Raw genomic sequence first — 16381 nt, 5'->3', positions numbered from 1 at the left:
TTTCCTAATATGAAACAACTCTGCATTTGGATTCTCTTCTGGATAAGCAGCTTTACGGCCGCGGCGCAGTCGCTCGGAACGGTGCGGGGAGTCGTGCGCTCCGAGGGCAAGGAGGTGCCGTTTGCCAGCATCGGGCTCAAAGGCACTACCCTTGGCACCACGGCCAATGAGCACGGCAGCTTTGTACTGGAAAAAGTGCCAGCCGGCAACCAACGCTTGGTGGGCAGCGCCGTGGGGCTGCTACCTACGGAGCGCAGCGTAACCGTATCAGCGGGGCAAACCACTACCCTCAACCTCAGCCTAAACCCCGGCGCCAATGCTTTAGGCGACGTAGTAGTAAGCGGCACGCTGAATGAGGTGATCCGCAGCGAGTCGCCGGTGGCGGTGGAGCTGTATTCGCCGAAGCTGTTTCGGAAAAACCCTGCGGTGTGTTTGTTTGAGAACCTAGCGATGATAAACGGGGTGCGGCCCCAGCTCAACTGCAACGTATGCGGCACCGGCGACATCCATATCAACGGGCTGGAAGGGCCCTACACGATGGTGCTCATTGATGGCATGCCGCTGGTAAGCTCCCTGAGCACCGTGTATGGCCTGAGTGGCATCCCGAGCAGCCTGATTGAGCGTGTGGAGGTAGTGAAAGGACCAGCCTCCACGCTGTATGGCTCTGAAGCAGTGGGCGGCCTGATCAACGTCATTACCAAAAACCCAGCGAAAGCACCGCGCTTTTCCGCCGACCTGTTTGGCACCTCGCACCGCGATGTAAACCTAGACCTGGGGGTAGCGCGAAAAGTCGGGGAAGCCTCTACCCTGCTCAGCACCAGCCTCTACCACTACAACCAGCGCCGCGACGTGAACGACGACGGCTTCACGGATGTGCCCATTCAGAAGCGCGTCTCGGTGTTCAACAAATGGACCTGGGCGCGGCCCGAGCAGCGCGTGGCCAACGTAGCCGGCCGCTATTATTATGAAGACCGTTTCGGAGGCCAGCTCAACTGGAGCCCGGAGCACCGCGGCCTTGATAGCGTGTATGGGGAAAGCGTGTACACCAGCCGCTACGAGCTGCTGGGCCAATACCAACTGCCGGTGCGTGGCCAGAAACTGATGCTGAGTGGCACTTTCAATCAGCACCACCAGAACTCAGCCTACGGCACTACTTTGTACCGAGCCTTGCAGCGTGTAGGGTTCGGGCAACTAACGTGGGCTAAGGAGCTCAGCATTCGGCACAACCTGCTGGCCGGCGCTACCTACCGCACCACTTGGTACGACGACAACACGCCCGCTACGGCTACTTCCTCCCAAGATGCGCCCCGCAATGCTCCTGATTTGATACAGCTGCCTGGGGCATTCGTGCAGGATGAGTGGCGCCTTACGCCCGACGCCACCTTGCTGGCCGGCCTGCGCTACGACTATAACTCCCGTCACGGTAGTATCCTGAGTCCGCGCCTGAACTACAAGTGGGGCCTACCCGATGGCAGCCGCGTGTGGCGGGTAGGGTTGGGCAACGGCTACAGGGTAGTGAACTTGTTCACGGAAGACCACGCCGCCCTCACAGGGGCACGGCAGGTAGTAGTGCCTGAGGCCCTGAAGCCGGAGCGCAGCTGGAACGTGAACGTCAACTACAACCGCTTTTTCCAGCTCCCGAGCGGCGGCACGCTTACCCTCGATGGCAGCGTGTTCTACACCTACTTCACCAACAAAATCAGCCCCGACTACGACACCGACCCCAACCAAATTGTGTACCGTAACCTGAACGGGTATGCCGTGAGTCGGGGGTTCACGCTCAATACGGACCTAGTGTTTAGCCGGCCCCTGAAGCTGATGGTGGGCGTAACCGTGTTGGATGTGTTCCGGAAAGAGCGCCCACAGGAAGGCGGTCCAACCCAGCGGCTGGCACAGTTTCACTCGCCACCCTTCTCGGGTACCTGGGCCGTGAGTTACGCCTTGGAGCGCCTAGGCCTCAGCCTCGACTATACCGGCCAGGTGAGCAGCCCCATGGCCCTGCCCGTTTTCCCGAATGATTTCCGCCCCAGCCGCTCGCCGTGGTTTGCCCTCCAGAACGTGCAGGCAACCCGCAAGCTGAAGGAAGGGCTAGAGCTGTACGGGGGCCTCAAAAACATATTCAACTTCCTGCCCCGCCATGCTTTGCTGCGCCCCTTCGATCCGTTTGACAAAAATGTGGGGGTAGATAACCCCCAGGGCTACACCTTCGATACCAGCTACAACTTCGCGCCGTTGCAGGGCCGGCGGCTGTTTTTGGGCGTGCGCTACGCATTATGAACTGCATGACAAGAAGTTGTTTTTTCTAGGCTCAGCCTTAGCACCTATTGCCTGCTAGCATGCGTATGAGGGGCACCGCACTCTTTTCTCCCCTCACTCCTATGTCTGTTTTACGTTACGTGGCTCTGATGAGCCTCCTGGCTTCGGGGCCTGTGGCCCTAGCCCAGGAAAAGCCCAAAACCTGTCCCTACGACTCGGCCCATTTCAATCTGTTCAAGCCCGTACCGCGCAACCAGCTGCGCCCCCTGCGGCCCGACCGCCCCGGCGTAACAGAAAGCCCGTTTACCGTTGATGCTGGCCACTTTCAGCTAGAAACCGATGCGCTGCGTCTCATTAACACCCACGAGGGCGTGTCAAGAAGCCGGGAGTGGAAAGCGGCCTACACTACCCTGAAACTAGGCCTAAGCCGCCGAACCGATGTGCAGTTGGAAGTGCCGCTGTATAAAGTTGCGAAAGAGCGAGAAACGGAAGACGCCGACTGGCAGCGCGAGGCAGGCTTCGGCGACGTGGCCCTGCGCCTAAAGCACAACTTCATTGGCGACGACCAGGATGGCCCGGTTGCCATAGCTATAGTGGCCTATACGCGCCTGCCAACTGGTGGCAAAGCCGGAAGCGGGGCCATGGAAGGTGGCCTGATTTTGCCCGTGAACATCGAGCTGCCTCACAAGTATAACCTAGACCTCCAGATTGAATCGGACCTGAACTACGACCGGGAGCAGGGCAAGCACTACGTCCGAATGATGCCCTCCGTCGCGTTGGATCATGAGTTCAACGACGTATTCAGCTTTCTGGTAGAAGGCGTTACGCAATGGGATGCCCAAAGCCGCAACTGGCGCTCTTCCCTGAACTTCGCTCCCATCTTCAGCCTAAACGAAAACCTGCAGGTTGACCTAGGCGCTCATTTGGCGCTAAACAGAGAATCAGACCGCGAGTTTTTCATCGGCTTCACGTACCGACGCTAGCCACTTTACTAGCCCCTATAGTACACCAAAGCGCCAGGCATTCCTTGCGGAGTTCCGGGCGCTTTGCGTTGCCAATAACAGAGCTATGAACTAGCCTTGGTCGGTCATCATGCTGCGCGTACGGCTTTTCCAGTCGGTGATAAACCAGGTTACGACCGAAACCGCCCCTAGCGCCCACGACAGATTTCGCTCGGCGCTACCCGCCTCAAAATGAAACAGAAAGGGCGCAGCCAGCAACGCCAGGCCCGTGAGCAAATCGAGCATACCATGTACCGGAAACGGAATCAGCTTGAATAACCCAAGCCGGAAATCAGTGAGCAACGTGATAAGCAAATAGCCTCCGGCCAGCACGAAACAAGCCGTATCAACGGCCGGCTCCAAGTCGAACATGATGGGGGCCATGGTCAGCACCGTGATAAAGGCGATATCTACAAAGCCGTGGGCCGTCGATGAGAGGATCTTCATATTGGAAAAGAGTATGGGTGAAGTAAACGTGTAGCTGTCTCGCTAAAAGAGCCCGACAGCAGAGACTATCGAGCTCTTTTCGGCAGAAATACTGGCCAGCTTAGTGCTGGGGCATCATGTTGTTGTGCGTGCGGGTATCGGCGCGCCAGTCAGTGAGCATCCAAGCACCCAGGAACACCACGCCCATGATCATGAAGAAATTACGCGCGACCGTGTTATCATCGTGAAAACCGAAGATGAAGGGAGCTGCCAACAGCGCCAGACCACTTATCAGCTCTAAGCCACCGTGTATTGGAAACGGAATCATACGAATTACGCCCATCGGAAAATCGGTCATGAGCGTAATCAGCAAGTAGCCAGCTGCCAGCACATAGCACGCCGTGGCATAAGGACCAGCGAAGTGGAAGAGCGTGGGAGCCAAAGCAAAAATGGCAATGGTACCGTAGTCGAGCATGCCGTGCATGCGAGGTGATATAACTTTCATAGCTAGGAGTTTAAAAGGACAACTGCCTTTTTTACGCTCCTATTTTTCAAAGGATATTGTTGAGGTGCAACCTTTTACATAATCTTTCATTGGATTTTTCCTGCCGAGCAATTCTCGGTAACGGCTTGAAACACAGCGCAGGAATGCTCAGCTCAATCGGGCAGAAGAGGTGTAATCAGCTAGCAATCAAGCACAGAAGGCGGCGGCAAAAAGGTACAGCGCAACGCTTGCCGAAGTATGTATGCTGGTTCAGATGCGGGCTCCTACCACTACGGTTTTGCGGTACTCCTGCTTGCGGCCTCCGTTGGGTTGAAATAGCTCTACCAATAGTACGTAGTAGCCTACAGCAGCTTTGCGGCCTTGGTCGGTGAGACCGTCCCACTGCCAGAAGCCTTTGGTAGGCAGCGTTTCGTTGCGAGCTAACCGGCGGGCCAGGCGGCCTTGCGCATCATAAACCGTGACGGAGCCTAGGTAGCCGGGCGCATCCAACTGGTAGCTGAGAGTAGTGAAGTCTTGTTGGCCGTCGTCATCGGGCGTGAACAGCTCGGGCGCTACCGTGAGGAAGCCAGCGTCGGCGGGGTCAGGCTGCTGTTGCGAGTTGGCGCGGCCGGGCGTGGCATAACCCACGGTGCTAGCTGCCGAATGAAAGTTGACCGGCTCACTAGGGCCATCTGCCCGAATACGTTCCAACGACACGCCGTTTACATCATCCAGGAGCTTCAGGTGGTGCTTTTCGGAATAAGCGTAGCGGTCGAGCTGGCGGCCCTGGGCATCCAGCAGGAACACCACGCCGACATCATCGGGAAAGGTAGGTAGCGCTGGCAGCTTTAGCAGGTTAGCGGGGGAAGTACTGGTCGGGTAGTGTCGTTGCAGCACCTCAGGCTGCGTAGTGAGGGCAAGAAACCCGCCGGGCGGGAGCAGCACGGGCTCAGCACTGATGGGCTCTGTTTGCACGGAGCCATCGGAGGTTTGGCTGGCCAGCTGCCACCCCTGCACATCTAGGTAGTTGCCGGAGCGGTTCAGCAGCTCCACAAAATCAACTCCGCCTACCCGCGGGTTGAAGAGGACTTCATTAATCACTACGTCGCCGGCCGCTACCGGAGCCGGCACAGCGAAGCGGGTGGAGGAAATGGGGCCGCTGGCATTGCCTACGCAGTCGGTGGCACGTTGCACCGTGACGGTTACAGGCTGATTAACATCTAGTGGCGCAGCCAGCGTAAGTTCTACCTGCCGGAAATCGGGGCCAAGGGGCACAGCCTTCAGGATGGTAGTGGCCGGCGTAAGCATATAGTGCGCTATAGTAGCTGCCGCGGCGCTATCCAGCTTCTCGCCAAAATAGAGCCGCACTAGGGTAGGTTGCAGAGCGAGGGCACGCAGCAAAACGGGGGCCGTGCGGTCGGGGTTAGTGGTACGCACGGAGTTAGCCCGGCTGGGCGTACCGCCGCTAGGATCAGTGCTGGCCCGCCAATTGTTGGCACCTGCGCACGGGTTGGTTTCGTCCAGCATTTCCAGCGTCCAGCCGCCGTCTTTCTTGCGTGCGTCTTGGTACCAGGTATCGGCATAGCTGACTTCAAACAGGGTGCGGCCGTCTTTGTCTCGTAGCACCAGTTGGTCGGCGGCATTGTTGAGGCTGGGGAAGTTTGCTAGGCCGAACACCTTGCCGTAGGCCGCGAACTGCGCCGCGCGGGTACTGCCACACACTACTGCATACTCGCCGGGCAGTAGCACCGCACCGGCCGGAAATACCGCCTGATTTCCGTTGCTACCTGGTTTCAGTAGGCGTACACCCGCCAAATCGAGCACCGCCGTACCTGATGGGTTGTGAATTTCCACAAACTCAGAAGCCGGTAACCCCACAGTGGGCAGTTCATCGGCGAGAATTTCCGTGATAAGCAGCTGATTCAGAGCAGGTGCCACGGAAAACCCCACATTCTGAAACGTGGCGGAAAGCGCTACGGCAGCCTCATTGCCAAACAGATCGGTTATGTTGCGCGCTTCCAGCCTGAGGGAGCCTAGTGGCAAATCAGAGGATAAGGAAAGATGCACCAACGTAGGGTCCGTGGCATCTAGCTGGGCGGCTGTCACACTAGGTGCACTCGGGGCCACAACCTGGTAATTAGCCACCTGCTGCGACGAGGCTACAGCTTCATTAAAGACCACATCTAGCTGGCGGGCGCTTTTCACATTCGCCTGCACTAACACGGGGGCCGTGGCGTCTCGCACCTGTATATCATCAAAGAAAAAGGCGTTGCTGTTGGCGGCTGAGTACATTACAAACACACCAAAATAGGCGCTGCGCTGGTAGGTGGCATCGGTAGCGGTGCCCTCCTGCGCAAAAGCAGTACCACCGGTGAGGTCACGCTCCAGGGTCCAGAGGTTGTCTACGGAGCGTGTCACGCGTACCCGCACTAGGTTGTTGGTAGAGCGCAGAGTAGCATCCTGGCCATTGATAACATACACAGGGCTGCCAGTGGCATCTTTCCGAAACAGCGCTACCTCATCGGGAGTACCACCCAGGCGCACGAAGTAGCCTTTGGTGCCGCTGGCACCTAGTGTAGGCTGGTCGGCCATCAGCCATACATCGGCGTAGTTGCCGCCACTGGTTGCTAGCTTGAGGTTTGCCCAAAATTCCCAGCTAGTGCCGGTAGTAGCAGTGCAGGGTGTAATTAGGTGCAGCGTACTGCCCGTAACGGCGGGGCCCTTGGTTTGGAGCTGCCGCGCCGCGTTTACCTGAAAGTCGGCAGTATCGCCCGTCCAGGTTGGTTGCTGCGTGAAGTCGCCGTCTGGGAAGGTATCGGTCAGCTGGGCCGCCGCGGGCACAGCCCAGAGCCAAAGTGCTAAAAGCAGCAGGTTTTTCACGCAGGTTAGAGCTTAGTCAACACATAGAGTACTGTTTGTATAAAACAGAGTTACTACAGTTGAGCATGCACCAGTACCACTGCTGAGCTATAACTTTTCTACTATAGCGCCTAAGTGAAATATAACCACCATTCCTAATGTACCTTTGCTTCCGACAAACCCTTACACTCCATGAAAGTAGCCGTAGTAGGTGCCACCGGCCTGGTCGGAGGCGAAATGTTGAAAGTATTGGCCGAGCGTAACTTCCCGGTAACCGAGCTATTGCCCGTTGCTTCCGCGAAATCGGTGGGGCAGGAAATCGAGTTTAAGGGTAAAAAGTACAAAGTGGTGAGCATGGACGACGCCATTGCGGCGCGGCCGGCGGTAGCCATTTTCTCGGCGGGCGGCTCTATCTCCAAGGAAGAGGCCCCACGCTTTGCCGAAGTGGGCACCGTAGTAATCGATAACTCCTCGGCCTGGCGCATGGACCCCACCAAAAAGCTGGTGGTGCCCGAAATCAACGCCAAAGAGCTGACCGCCGAAGACAAGATTATTGCTAACCCAAACTGCTCTACCATCCAGATGGTAGTGGCCCTAAACAAGCTGCACGAAGCGTACCAGGTGCAGCGCATTGTGGTCAGCACCTACCAGAGCGTAACGGGCACCGGCAAAAAGGCCGTTGATCAGCTGCTGGAAGAGCGTGCCGGCCAGGAGCCTAGCAACCCCGCCTACCCCCACCGCATCGACCTGAACGTGCTGCCCCACATTGATGTGTTTGAGGACAACGGCTACACCAAGGAGGAGATGAAGATGGTAAAGGAAACCAAGAAAATCTTCGGCGACGACTCCATCCGCGTAACCGCTACCACCGTGCGTATCCCCGTAATGGGTGGCCACTCCGAAGCCGTGAATGTGGAGTTTGCCCGCGAATTCGACCTAGCCGAAGTGCGCGAAATCCTGCGCCATACCGAAGGCGTGGAGCTGGTAGATGACGTGAAAAACAACATCTACCCCATGCCCAAAGATGCGCACGGTAAAGACGCTGTACTCGTCGGCCGCTTGCGCCGCGACGAAACTCAGCCCCGCACCCTTAATATGTGGGTAGTGGCCGACAATCTGCGCAAAGGGGCCGCCACCAACGCCGTCCAGATTGCTGAGAAAATGCTCGAAATGGGCCTGCTCAAGTAGGTTTCACATAGTTAGCGACCTAGTAAAAAGCCCCTACCGGAAACACTAGCTGTTTCGGTAGGGGCTTTCTCTGTAAAGTTTACTGGTCTCACCGGCTCTACAGCTCTCCAGGTCTGTATCTTGCGGATCTATCTTATAAGCAGCATTTATCCTTCCCAGGCGTATGAGAACAACTCTACTAGTGTTATTTATTATCGGAAGCTTCACTTCCAAAGTACTAGCCCAGGCCACAGACTCAACCTATGCCGGCACATCAGAGGCGCAGCTCCCTTACACGTATGTTGAGCAAATGCCGCTGTTCGGTGAACATGCGGAGGATGCGCTACGCTACGTTGCCTCCCGCATAAAGTATCCGGGCCAAGCCATCATGGAACGCGCTCAGGGTACCGTACTGGTAGGGTTTACGGTGCGAGCTGACGGGCGCCTGGATAATATCCGGGTGTTGAGAAGCGCTCATCCGGCCTTAGACAAGGAGGCTTTGCGTGTCGTACAAGAAATGCCAAGCTGGCATCCGGGCAGGCAGACCGGCCGGGCGGTGCCCGTGGCCTTCAGCTTGCCCGTTACATTTCGAATTGCCGGCCCAGCCCGCAAAGGTGCTCCTAACGGTACATTCACAGAGGCTCCCGAAGTCGTTTTCAAGAGTGCTCAGTACCAAGGCACTGCGGAGGAGCTGAATGCACGACTGTACTTCCCAACGTATCCCGCTGAGGCACAGGCTGCAAAGGTAGAAGGCCGCGTAGTGGTGCTTTTTGATATAGATACAACCGGGCAAGCAACGAACGTTAAGGCTATGCAGCCTCTTAGTGCTGAAATGCAACGTAAGCTCCATCAACGACCAGCTTTGCATCCGTTGCACCCTAGCTTACTTACTGCTGCCGAAGCTACAGTTAAGACATTAGCCTCATGGCAGCCAAGCACCTTAGACAAAAAGCCTCTGCTTAGCCATAATGTGGCTATCGTAAACTACCAGCTACAGTCCGCCGCCGATACTGTGTATCAGCTTGTAGATAAAATGCCCGAGTTCTTCGGAGGCGAAGAAGCATTGGTACGCTTCATAGCCAGCAAAACCAAGTATCCGTCGGCAGCTTGGAAGGAAAAGGCGGAGGGCGAGGTGTTGCTGTACTTTGTTATCAACAAGCTAGGTGAAGTAGAAAACCCAGAGGTATTACAATCTGTACATCCTGCTTTAGATGCAGAAGCCTTGCGCGTGGTCCGTAGTTTACCGGTCTTTATCCCAGCCCAACATCATGGCCGAACCGTACGAGCCGGCTACCTTTTGCCAATGACATTCTCCCGCAACTAATTTTAAGTTTTTAGTCCTCAAACACCACCACTGCAACATTGACTACAACGTAGTGTGTCAGGTCCCGTTCCTCAAAGTAGCTGGGATGGTCCACATCACTTAGGAGTAGGGCGTGGCATTGGGTTAGTAATGCTAGTTGGGGTAGCAGGCATTCGATGGGAACGCCCCCATCATCTTCACCGGCTAAGAAACTCTGAGCATCCACACGATAGTTAGCCTGTCTTAGGCATCTGCCTGATAGATAAAAGCAAAAAGCCCCGACCTACTTGGTCGGGGCTTTTTTTACGCTAGAAGACTAGGCGGCCTAGCGGTGGTTAATCTTCACAACCTGCTGCTGGTTGCCCTGACGAATGGTGAGGTAGTATACCCCTGTTGGCCAAGTAGCAGCCTGTGGCAGGCTCAGTTCCTGAGTACCAACAGCTGTATAGGTCGTCGTCTTGTTGAGCAACGTCTTGCCTACTACATCATGCACCGTTAGCGTAACAGCGCCGGCGCCCAACGTAGTGAACTGCACTTTTACAGTTTCCTCGTATGGGTTCGGGAATACGGTTGCGTTGAATGCATTTGCCGTTGCGCTTACCTGCACCGTCCGTACCTCAGAGTAGCTAGCCTCACCCGTCAAGTCAACCTGACGCAAGCGGTAGTACACCGTGCCAGTTGCGGTATAAGGCACATTGTTGTCCAGGAACTGGTAGTTGAGTTGCGAAGTACTGGTTCCGGCAGCGGTTTGTTTACCAATAGCCTGGAAGGTAGCACTGCCATCAATGCTGCGCTCAATGCTGAAGTAAGCACTGTTCTTCTCGGAAGCAGTTGCCCACGTGAGCTTAGTTGCTTTGCCAGTCCAAGCTGCATTAAAGCTGATCAGCTCAACGGGCAGAGGCCGTCCACCAATCGTGATGAGCAATTGCGCAGTATTGGAGCAGGTAGTGTTGCCAGCAGGAATGGTAGCAGTATACCGAGTGGTCCGGATAGGCGTATGCGTTGCCGTTGCCGTGTTTGATGCTAAAGTAGTAGTAGTGTAGCCGTCATAAGCAACCCACGTGTAAGGACCAGAGTTGCCCCCCCCTGCGGTAAGTGTTACCGGACCGCTTGTCGTCATGCTGTTACCCGCAATGTTGGAGCTCAATGTGATTGGGTTGTCAACAGTAACAACCACAGTGGCTGTGTTTGTACAGTTGCCGTTGGTGCCCGTTACAGTGTAGGTGGTGGTGGTGGTAGGCGAAACATTGATAGACGCACCTGTGGTGTTGGCAGGTAAATTACCGCCAGTCCAAGTATATGAGGTCGCTCCGGTAGCGTTCAGCGCCGTAGAAGACCCCGTGCAAATGCGTGGAAATGCAGCCGAAGCGGCAACTGTAGGCAAAGGATTGACCGTGATGTTGAACGTGCGGGTAGCAGGAGTGCAGCCATTAGTACCTGTTACCGTAATGTAGTAAACTGTCGGCGATGATACTGCAGGAGCGACAAAGGATACCGATGCCGAATTGCTACCGAAAGTCGTTGGATTGCTTACATTAGTTTGATAGGTCCAGACGTAGTTCGTTACGTTAGTGCCAACAGCAGTGAGTGTAGCACTAGACCCCGAGCAAGCTGAAGAAGCACCTGTGATGGATGTAATAGCAGGCTGAGGATTCACAGTGATGTCGACTGTGCGAACAGCAGATGTGCAGCCGTTAGTGTTGCTACCCGTTACCGTAATAGTAAAGGTAGTTGGCGAAGTAACCGTGGGGGCTACAAAGCTAGCCGATGGCGAGTTAGTACCAAAAGTGGTAGGTGTGCCCGCACCAACTCGATAGGTCCAGGCGTAAGTGGTAACGTTAGTACCCGTGGTGGCCAAGGCCGTGCTTGATCCAGCGCAAACCGCAGCAGCCGGCGTACCGGTAATAGCCGTCAGGCTCGGCGTGGGGTTGACCGTTATCGTCGTTGTCTGAGAAGTAGAGACGCAGCCAGAACTGCTAGTACCTACCACGGTGATAGTATACACCGTCTGTGCTGATACAGTGGGAGCAGTGAAACTAGCCGTAGCACCTGTTCCTCCGAAAGTAGTTGCAGCACCTGTTCCAATCCGGTACGTCCAAGAGTAAGTTGAAACGTTGGTGCCAGTAGTGGTTAAATTAGTACTTGAGCCTGCGCAAATGGCAGCAGTGGGCGCACCAGTAATAGCCGTAATAGTTGGCACTGGGTTCACAGTCACAATAATATCCTTCGTATTGGTCCCGCAAGAGGTCGTTGTTACCACACGATAGGTTGTTGTAACAGCTGGAGTTACTGTTAGTGATGCGTTAGTAGAAACAACGATAGTAGAAGACGCTGTAGTAGATAGGTCATACCACTGATATGTTGCCCCCGAGATGTTAGAGGTTGCCGTGAGCGTAGTAGAGCTACCAGCGCATACTGCCGTATTAGGGATAGTATTGAATGTAGGTGTAGGAACTACAGTCACTACTACCGTACGGGTTTGAGTTGTTCCACAGGTAGTAGCGGTAACTGTATAAGTAGTAGTGTTAGTTGGTGAAGCTACTACTGTTGCACCTGATGCCGTATTCAGAGTTCCTGATGGCGACCAAGCAAACGTGGTGTTGGGGTTGTTAGAAGTAGCAGTGAGCGTAGCGCTGGAACCCGAACAGATAGTAACATCAGGTGATATGCCAATCGTGGCAGTTCCAACCGTCACTGTTACTAATTGAGTAAGCGTGCCGCAATCTGAGCTAGTAGCCGTAACTCGGTAAGTTGTGGTTGTAGTTGGATTAACCGTTGCGCTAGCAGTCACTGAGGACAGTACAGCACCAGTATTCACGTTTTCCCACTTATAGGTGGATACCGATGTGCCAGTGTAGTTAGCAGTAAGCAAAACCGACTGACCGGAGCAAATCACTGGAGCAGCTGGCGAAATAGTAAGTGCTTTTACATTGACAGTAAATTGCTGCGTAGTAGCGCCGCATTCAACTGTAGTAGCCGTAACTGTATAAGTTGTCGTAACCGAAGGGTTTACCGTCAAGGTACCTGAGTTGGTAACCGTGGTAATACCGGGGCCAGACCACGTATATTGGCCAGAGGTAGAACCCGTTGCTGTTAAGGTAGTCGAGCCACCTGCACAAATCAGCGAAGAGGAAGCCGTAACACTAAGACTTGGGGCAATTACTACTGAAGCGTCAGAAGTTGTATTGTTGCCATTACATACAGCACTAGCATTGCTAGTCAATGTATAAGTAGTGCTAGCAGAGGGCATTACAGTGATGGAACTGTATGTACCATTACTGGTAGTAGAGCTAGTAGAAGGCACAATAACTGTCGTGCCACCTGAAGTAGCTCTCCAAACCAATGCTGTTCCAGGTGTAGAGCTAGATCCACTGATAGTAACACCATTGGTTCCACCATCTGGGCAGTAGTCATAAGTAGCAATTCCTGTGCTTCCAGGCTTTGATCTTACACCTAAGCCGCCTGCATTCACAGTCACCTTGTTATCACACCCTTGTCCATTACTAGTGAATGGCATCAGAAATAAGAGAAGCGCGAAGCAACTCAACAGTTTGTACAGATTTTTCATATGTAAACTATTTGAAAAGACTCATACTCCAGCTTCGATGCTTGGCTAAAGTATTTCTAAGAAATCGGGACTGCCGGCGACGCTCGTAACTAGCCTACTCTCTTTAAAAAAGTCAACGTTCATCGTCAAGCGGCGAACATTCGCCGATCAAAAGAGGATGTTGGCTTGGCACGGATTGCCTCGCTTGTGGTTGTGCTTACATTTGAAAGAGAATCAAGCAATGAGTCTAAAGACCAAGGCCCTTTTGCTCAGGTGTTGATTCCCTACAATTTTAACTCAACCGCGTAAATTTAGAGATTAAACTTAAAGTTTATATCAACCCCCTTGAATTCACATAATTAATTGCTGTTGTATTAAGAAAATACAGTTCTATATGAACAAATCCGCCCACGTAAAATATTAAAAGTTATATTATAAATAAATTTCATACAATATTAAATAAATATTATATTAACCATAAATACCGCTGATCGTATCACAACAGTTTTGCTTTACCAGTTAACTAGAGAGCATATTAGCTTTGAGAGAAACCCAAACGACCTCTTCCCTACTGCCCTTCAAACACGACTGCCGCAAAGTTGATGATGGCGAGGCGCGTCAGGTCTGGCTCCTCGAAATAGCCGAGGTGGCCCACGTTGCTAAGGAATAGGGCGTGGCTTTGGTTTGGTAGTGCCAGTTGGGGTAGCAGGCTTTCAGTGGGCACAGCTACATCGTCCTTGCCAGCAATGAACAGTACTGGGAACCGGGCGTCTTTTAGCACATGGGTGCGGTCGGGGCGGTTTTTCATGGCCTCTAGTGCTCCTACTACTGTGGCTTGCGGGGTAGAGCGGCCGATGTCTTCCAGAAACTCACGCTGCTCCAGCATGCTCTCCCGGTTAGCAGGCGCAAACAAGGGACGAATAAACGACTCCATGAACTTCTCTACCCCATGCCGGCGCACAAAGTCCTTGTTCTTGTCGCGGTTGGCTTTTTTCTCCTCCGTATCGGGAAGCGCTGTAGAATGGAATAGCACCAGTCCGGCTACCATTTCGGGGTAGCGCTCCGCGAAGGCCAGGGCTACGTAGCCGCCCATGCTGTGGCACACGAGCAGCGCCTGCTCCACGTTTTTTTGCCGAAGCTGCTCGGCCACGTAGCGAGCCTGAGCTTCCATGGAGTAGTCCCGGATGTCGTGTACGTTGGTGCCGTGGCCTAATAGGTTCAGCGTAAGCAGGCGGTATTGCTCGGGAAACTCACGGGTGAATTCAGTCCAGACCTCGCGTGACTCAGCAAAGCCATGTAGGAAGAGGATAGTCGGTTGTGGAGTCATCGTGACGGAGGTAAGTACCAAGGCAGATATTGGGTAAAGGTACTCTATCGGAAGAATGCTCACTGCTGACTATAGTTTGGGCAAACAAAAAGCCCCAGACCTTGCGGCCTGGGGCTTTGCTTCTATACAATAGCTAGTAACGTGCGCTAGCGGTGGCTTATTTTCACAACTTGCTGTTGATTACCTTGGCGGATGGTCAGGTAATAAACGCCGGTGGGCAAGCCAGCCATTTGGGGCAGGGTAACTTCTTGAGTTCCCGAGCCAGCATACGTGACGGTTTGGGTTAATCGTACCTGGCCCATTACATCATGTGCTGTGAGCGTAACCGCACCGGCGCCCAGCGTGGCAAAGCGAACAGAAACTACGTCCTCAAAGGGATTAGGAAATACTTCTGCCTTAAATGCCCGGGCTACCGCAGCGGCCTGCACCGCCCGTACTTCTGAATAGCTTGAAGTACCATCCGCATCTACTTGCCGCAACCGGTAGTACACAGTACCCGCAGTAGCAGAAACGCTGGCATCAGTGAACTGGTATCGGGTGAGTGTGAGGGAAGCACCTACACCGGCTTTCCGGCCCACTACCTCAAAGGCATGTACTCCGTCACGGCTACGCTCAACGTCAAAGTAGGCATTGTTCTTCTCAGAGGCCGTAGCCCAGGTCAGGGTTGGGCTGTTGCCCTTCCAGGTGGCTTCAAAGCTGATAAGCTCCACCGGAAGCGGCAACCCGTTCACTATGATGGTAAGCGTAGCAGCACTGGCGCAGTTTCCCATGGCCGTATTGCCACTTACCGTGTACTGGGTAGTACGGGTTGGCGTCTGCACAATGGAAGAGCTAGTGGAGGCAATAGTTGTTGTGATGCCTGCGCTAAAGGCCGTCCAGGTATAGGTACCGGCAGTGCCTCCTGTTGCCGTGAGGGTCACCGGTACCGTACCATTGGTACTGTTGTCGGCATCGTTAGAGCTGAGGCTAATGTTGTTGGTATTCACCACAATCTGCTGCACTACATCGGCCGTACCGCACGTTGGCGTGTTGGTAGTGATGGAGTACGTAGATGAAGTAGTTGGCGTCACCTGGAAAATACCCGTTGTATTCTGGTCTAGGATGGTAGCGCTGTTGGAGTTGCGCAGGTAATAAATAGCATCAGCAGTGGCTCCGGCTGCGGTGAGGGTGACGTTGGTGCCAGGGCAAACCGCACCGGCTACTGGACGGCCATCAACAGAAGCAACAATGGTAAGCGTAGGCCGCAAATCAATGGTGAAGATGTTGGTTTTGGGGTTGTTGCAGACGATATCGTTACGCAGCGTGTACGTGGTGTTGGTCGAGGTAATGGGCACTGCAAACGTATAGGTTGTACCGGCCGCGATGAACTGTTTAGAAACACGTACAGTATCCGTACCACTGCCGCGGTAAAGAATGGCTTTGCTATTAGACAGCGGCGTAACTATCAGTTGCGAAGCAGTAGGTGCGCCGGTAGGGCAATAGTCGGTGAACTGGTCTCCTGAGCCGTTGTTGATTCGTTCGGTGAACGTACCCGATCCGGATGGGTACGTAATCTCAAACTGACCCGAGCAGTTACTGCTGCCATTGTCATTGTTGCCCTGCCCGTAGCTATTAGTAACAGCACCGGAAAAAAGTAAGGCGAAAGAGCCTAGCACTGGGTATAGAAATTTCATTTCTTTTTATTGGGATGCAGAAGCCGGTTTTGTTGTCGCCAGGCTTACAAGGTGTAGTACACGAGAAGAGTTGGCGCTTACGGGGCATGGCTGGTTATGTTGAGCTTCTTTTTATATATATCAATACTGTTATATTAATATTTCTATCAGATATTCAGGCATTTATCCTACTTGCCAAACTCCTTATGACCACCTATGTAGTTACTGCGGATTATTCTGGCTCCGAGCTCTTGTTCCAGTCCTAGTTAAGACTTGCTGTAGACCATCTAACTATTGGAGAAATTACCTGTATTACGCGGTAACTTATCTCGCCAACACCTGGCTTCACCCTTGTACCT

The 16381-nt window shown here is 53.9% G+C and carries 10 protein-coding genes and 1 pseudogene; 4 read left to right on the top strand and 7 right to left on the bottom strand.

Translation table 11 applies throughout. The annotated features are described in order from the left end of the window. The first annotated feature begins 9 nt into the window (after positions 1-9). A complete protein-coding gene (locus ACYVHC_RS10890; RefSeq protein ID WP_460613751.1) occupies positions 10-2277 on the top strand; it encodes a TonB-dependent receptor in 2268 nt (755 codons plus the stop codon). Between the two features lie 101 nt (positions 2278-2378). Next, a complete protein-coding gene (locus ACYVHC_RS10885; protein WP_460613750.1) occupies positions 2379-3239 on the top strand; it encodes a transporter in 861 nt (286 codons plus the stop codon). 90 nt (positions 3240-3329) lie between these two features. Here ACYVHC_RS10885 and ACYVHC_RS10880 read toward each other — a convergent pair whose 3' ends face one another. From ACYVHC_RS10880 to ACYVHC_RS10870, 3 genes are all read right to left on the bottom strand, one after another. Then, positions 3330-3704 carry a hypothetical protein gene (locus ACYVHC_RS10880; RefSeq protein ID WP_460613749.1) on the bottom strand — a complete coding sequence of 125 codons (375 nt, stop codon included), beginning with the start codon at positions 3702-3704 and terminating at the stop codon, positions 3330-3332. 100 nt (positions 3705-3804) lie between these two features. Beyond that, on the bottom strand, positions 3805-4188 hold the full coding sequence (locus ACYVHC_RS10875) for an SPW repeat domain-containing protein (protein WP_460613748.1): 384 nt from the start codon (positions 4186-4188) through the stop codon (positions 3805-3807). Positions 4189-4437: 249 nt separating this feature from the next. After that, positions 4438-7047: a lamin tail domain-containing protein gene (locus ACYVHC_RS10870; protein WP_460613747.1), complete on the bottom strand. Its 2610-nt coding sequence runs from the start codon at positions 7045-7047 to the stop codon at positions 4438-4440. Positions 7048-7218: 171 nt separating this feature from the next. On the opposite strand from ACYVHC_RS10870, the gene ACYVHC_RS10865 reads away from it, so the two are divergent. Together ACYVHC_RS10865 and ACYVHC_RS10860 are read left to right on the top strand one after the other, a co-directional pair. After that, positions 7219-8214, top strand: a complete 996-nt coding sequence (locus tag ACYVHC_RS10865) for an aspartate-semialdehyde dehydrogenase (RefSeq protein ID WP_460613746.1) — start codon at positions 7219-7221, stop codon at positions 8212-8214. Positions 8215-8377: 163 nt separating this feature from the next. Further along, positions 8378-9517, top strand: a complete 1140-nt coding sequence (locus ACYVHC_RS10860) for a TonB family protein (protein ID WP_460613745.1) — start codon at positions 8378-8380, stop codon at positions 9515-9517. Positions 9518-9821: 304 nt separating this feature from the next. Here the strand turns inward: ACYVHC_RS10860 and ACYVHC_RS10855 are convergent, their stop codons facing one another. The 4 genes and pseudogenes from ACYVHC_RS10855 to ACYVHC_RS10840 form a co-directional block, all read right to left on the bottom strand. Beyond that, the gene (locus tag ACYVHC_RS10855; protein WP_460614312.1) at positions 9822-10673 is read right to left on the bottom strand and encodes a T9SS type A sorting domain-containing protein; all 852 of its coding nucleotides are present in this window, start codon (positions 10671-10673) and stop codon (positions 9822-9824) included. A gap of 1035 nt (positions 10674-11708) precedes the next feature. Further along, positions 11709-12746 (bottom strand): annotated as a pseudogene (locus ACYVHC_RS10850) (Ig-like domain-containing protein); the annotation flags it as partial. Between the two features lie 865 nt (positions 12747-13611). Then, on the bottom strand, positions 13612-14370 hold the full coding sequence (locus tag ACYVHC_RS10845) for an alpha/beta fold hydrolase (protein WP_460613744.1): 759 nt from the start codon (positions 14368-14370) through the stop codon (positions 13612-13614). Between the two features lie 146 nt (positions 14371-14516). Continuing rightward, positions 14517-16043 carry a T9SS type A sorting domain-containing protein gene (locus ACYVHC_RS10840; RefSeq protein WP_460613743.1) on the bottom strand — a complete coding sequence of 509 codons (1527 nt, stop codon included), beginning with the start codon at positions 16041-16043 and terminating at the stop codon, positions 14517-14519. Positions 16044-16381: the final 338 nt, after the last annotated feature.

This window comes from Hymenobacter seoulensis (assembly GCF_054780535.1).
The sequence above is the reverse complement of the archived record's forward strand: the minus strand, read 5'-3'. Positions and strand labels throughout refer to the sequence as shown.

Coding starts and splice junctions, on each gene's coding strand:
- ACYVHC_RS10840 (WP_460613743.1), bottom strand. CDS start 16,043: ATGAAATTTCTATACCCAGTGCTAGGCTCTTTCGCCTTACTTTTTTCC.
- ACYVHC_RS10860 (WP_460613745.1), top strand. CDS start 8,378: ATGAGAACAACTCTACTAGTGTTATTTATTATCGGAAGCTTCACTTCC.
- ACYVHC_RS10885 (WP_460613750.1), top strand. CDS start 2,379: ATGTCTGTTTTACGTTACGTGGCTCTGATGAGCCTCCTGGCTTCGGGG.
- ACYVHC_RS10890 (WP_460613751.1), top strand. CDS start 10: ATGAAACAACTCTGCATTTGGATTCTCTTCTGGATAAGCAGCTTTACG.
- ACYVHC_RS10880 (WP_460613749.1), bottom strand. CDS start 3,704: ATGAAGATCCTCTCATCGACGGCCCACGGCTTTGTAGATATCGCCTTT.
- ACYVHC_RS10845 (WP_460613744.1), bottom strand. CDS start 14,370: ATGACTCCACAACCGACTATCCTCTTCCTACATGGCTTTGCTGAGTCA.
- ACYVHC_RS10875 (WP_460613748.1), bottom strand. CDS start 4,188: ATGAAAGTTATATCACCTCGCATGCACGGCATGCTCGACTACGGTACC.
- ACYVHC_RS10865 (WP_460613746.1), top strand. CDS start 7,219: ATGAAAGTAGCCGTAGTAGGTGCCACCGGCCTGGTCGGAGGCGAAATG.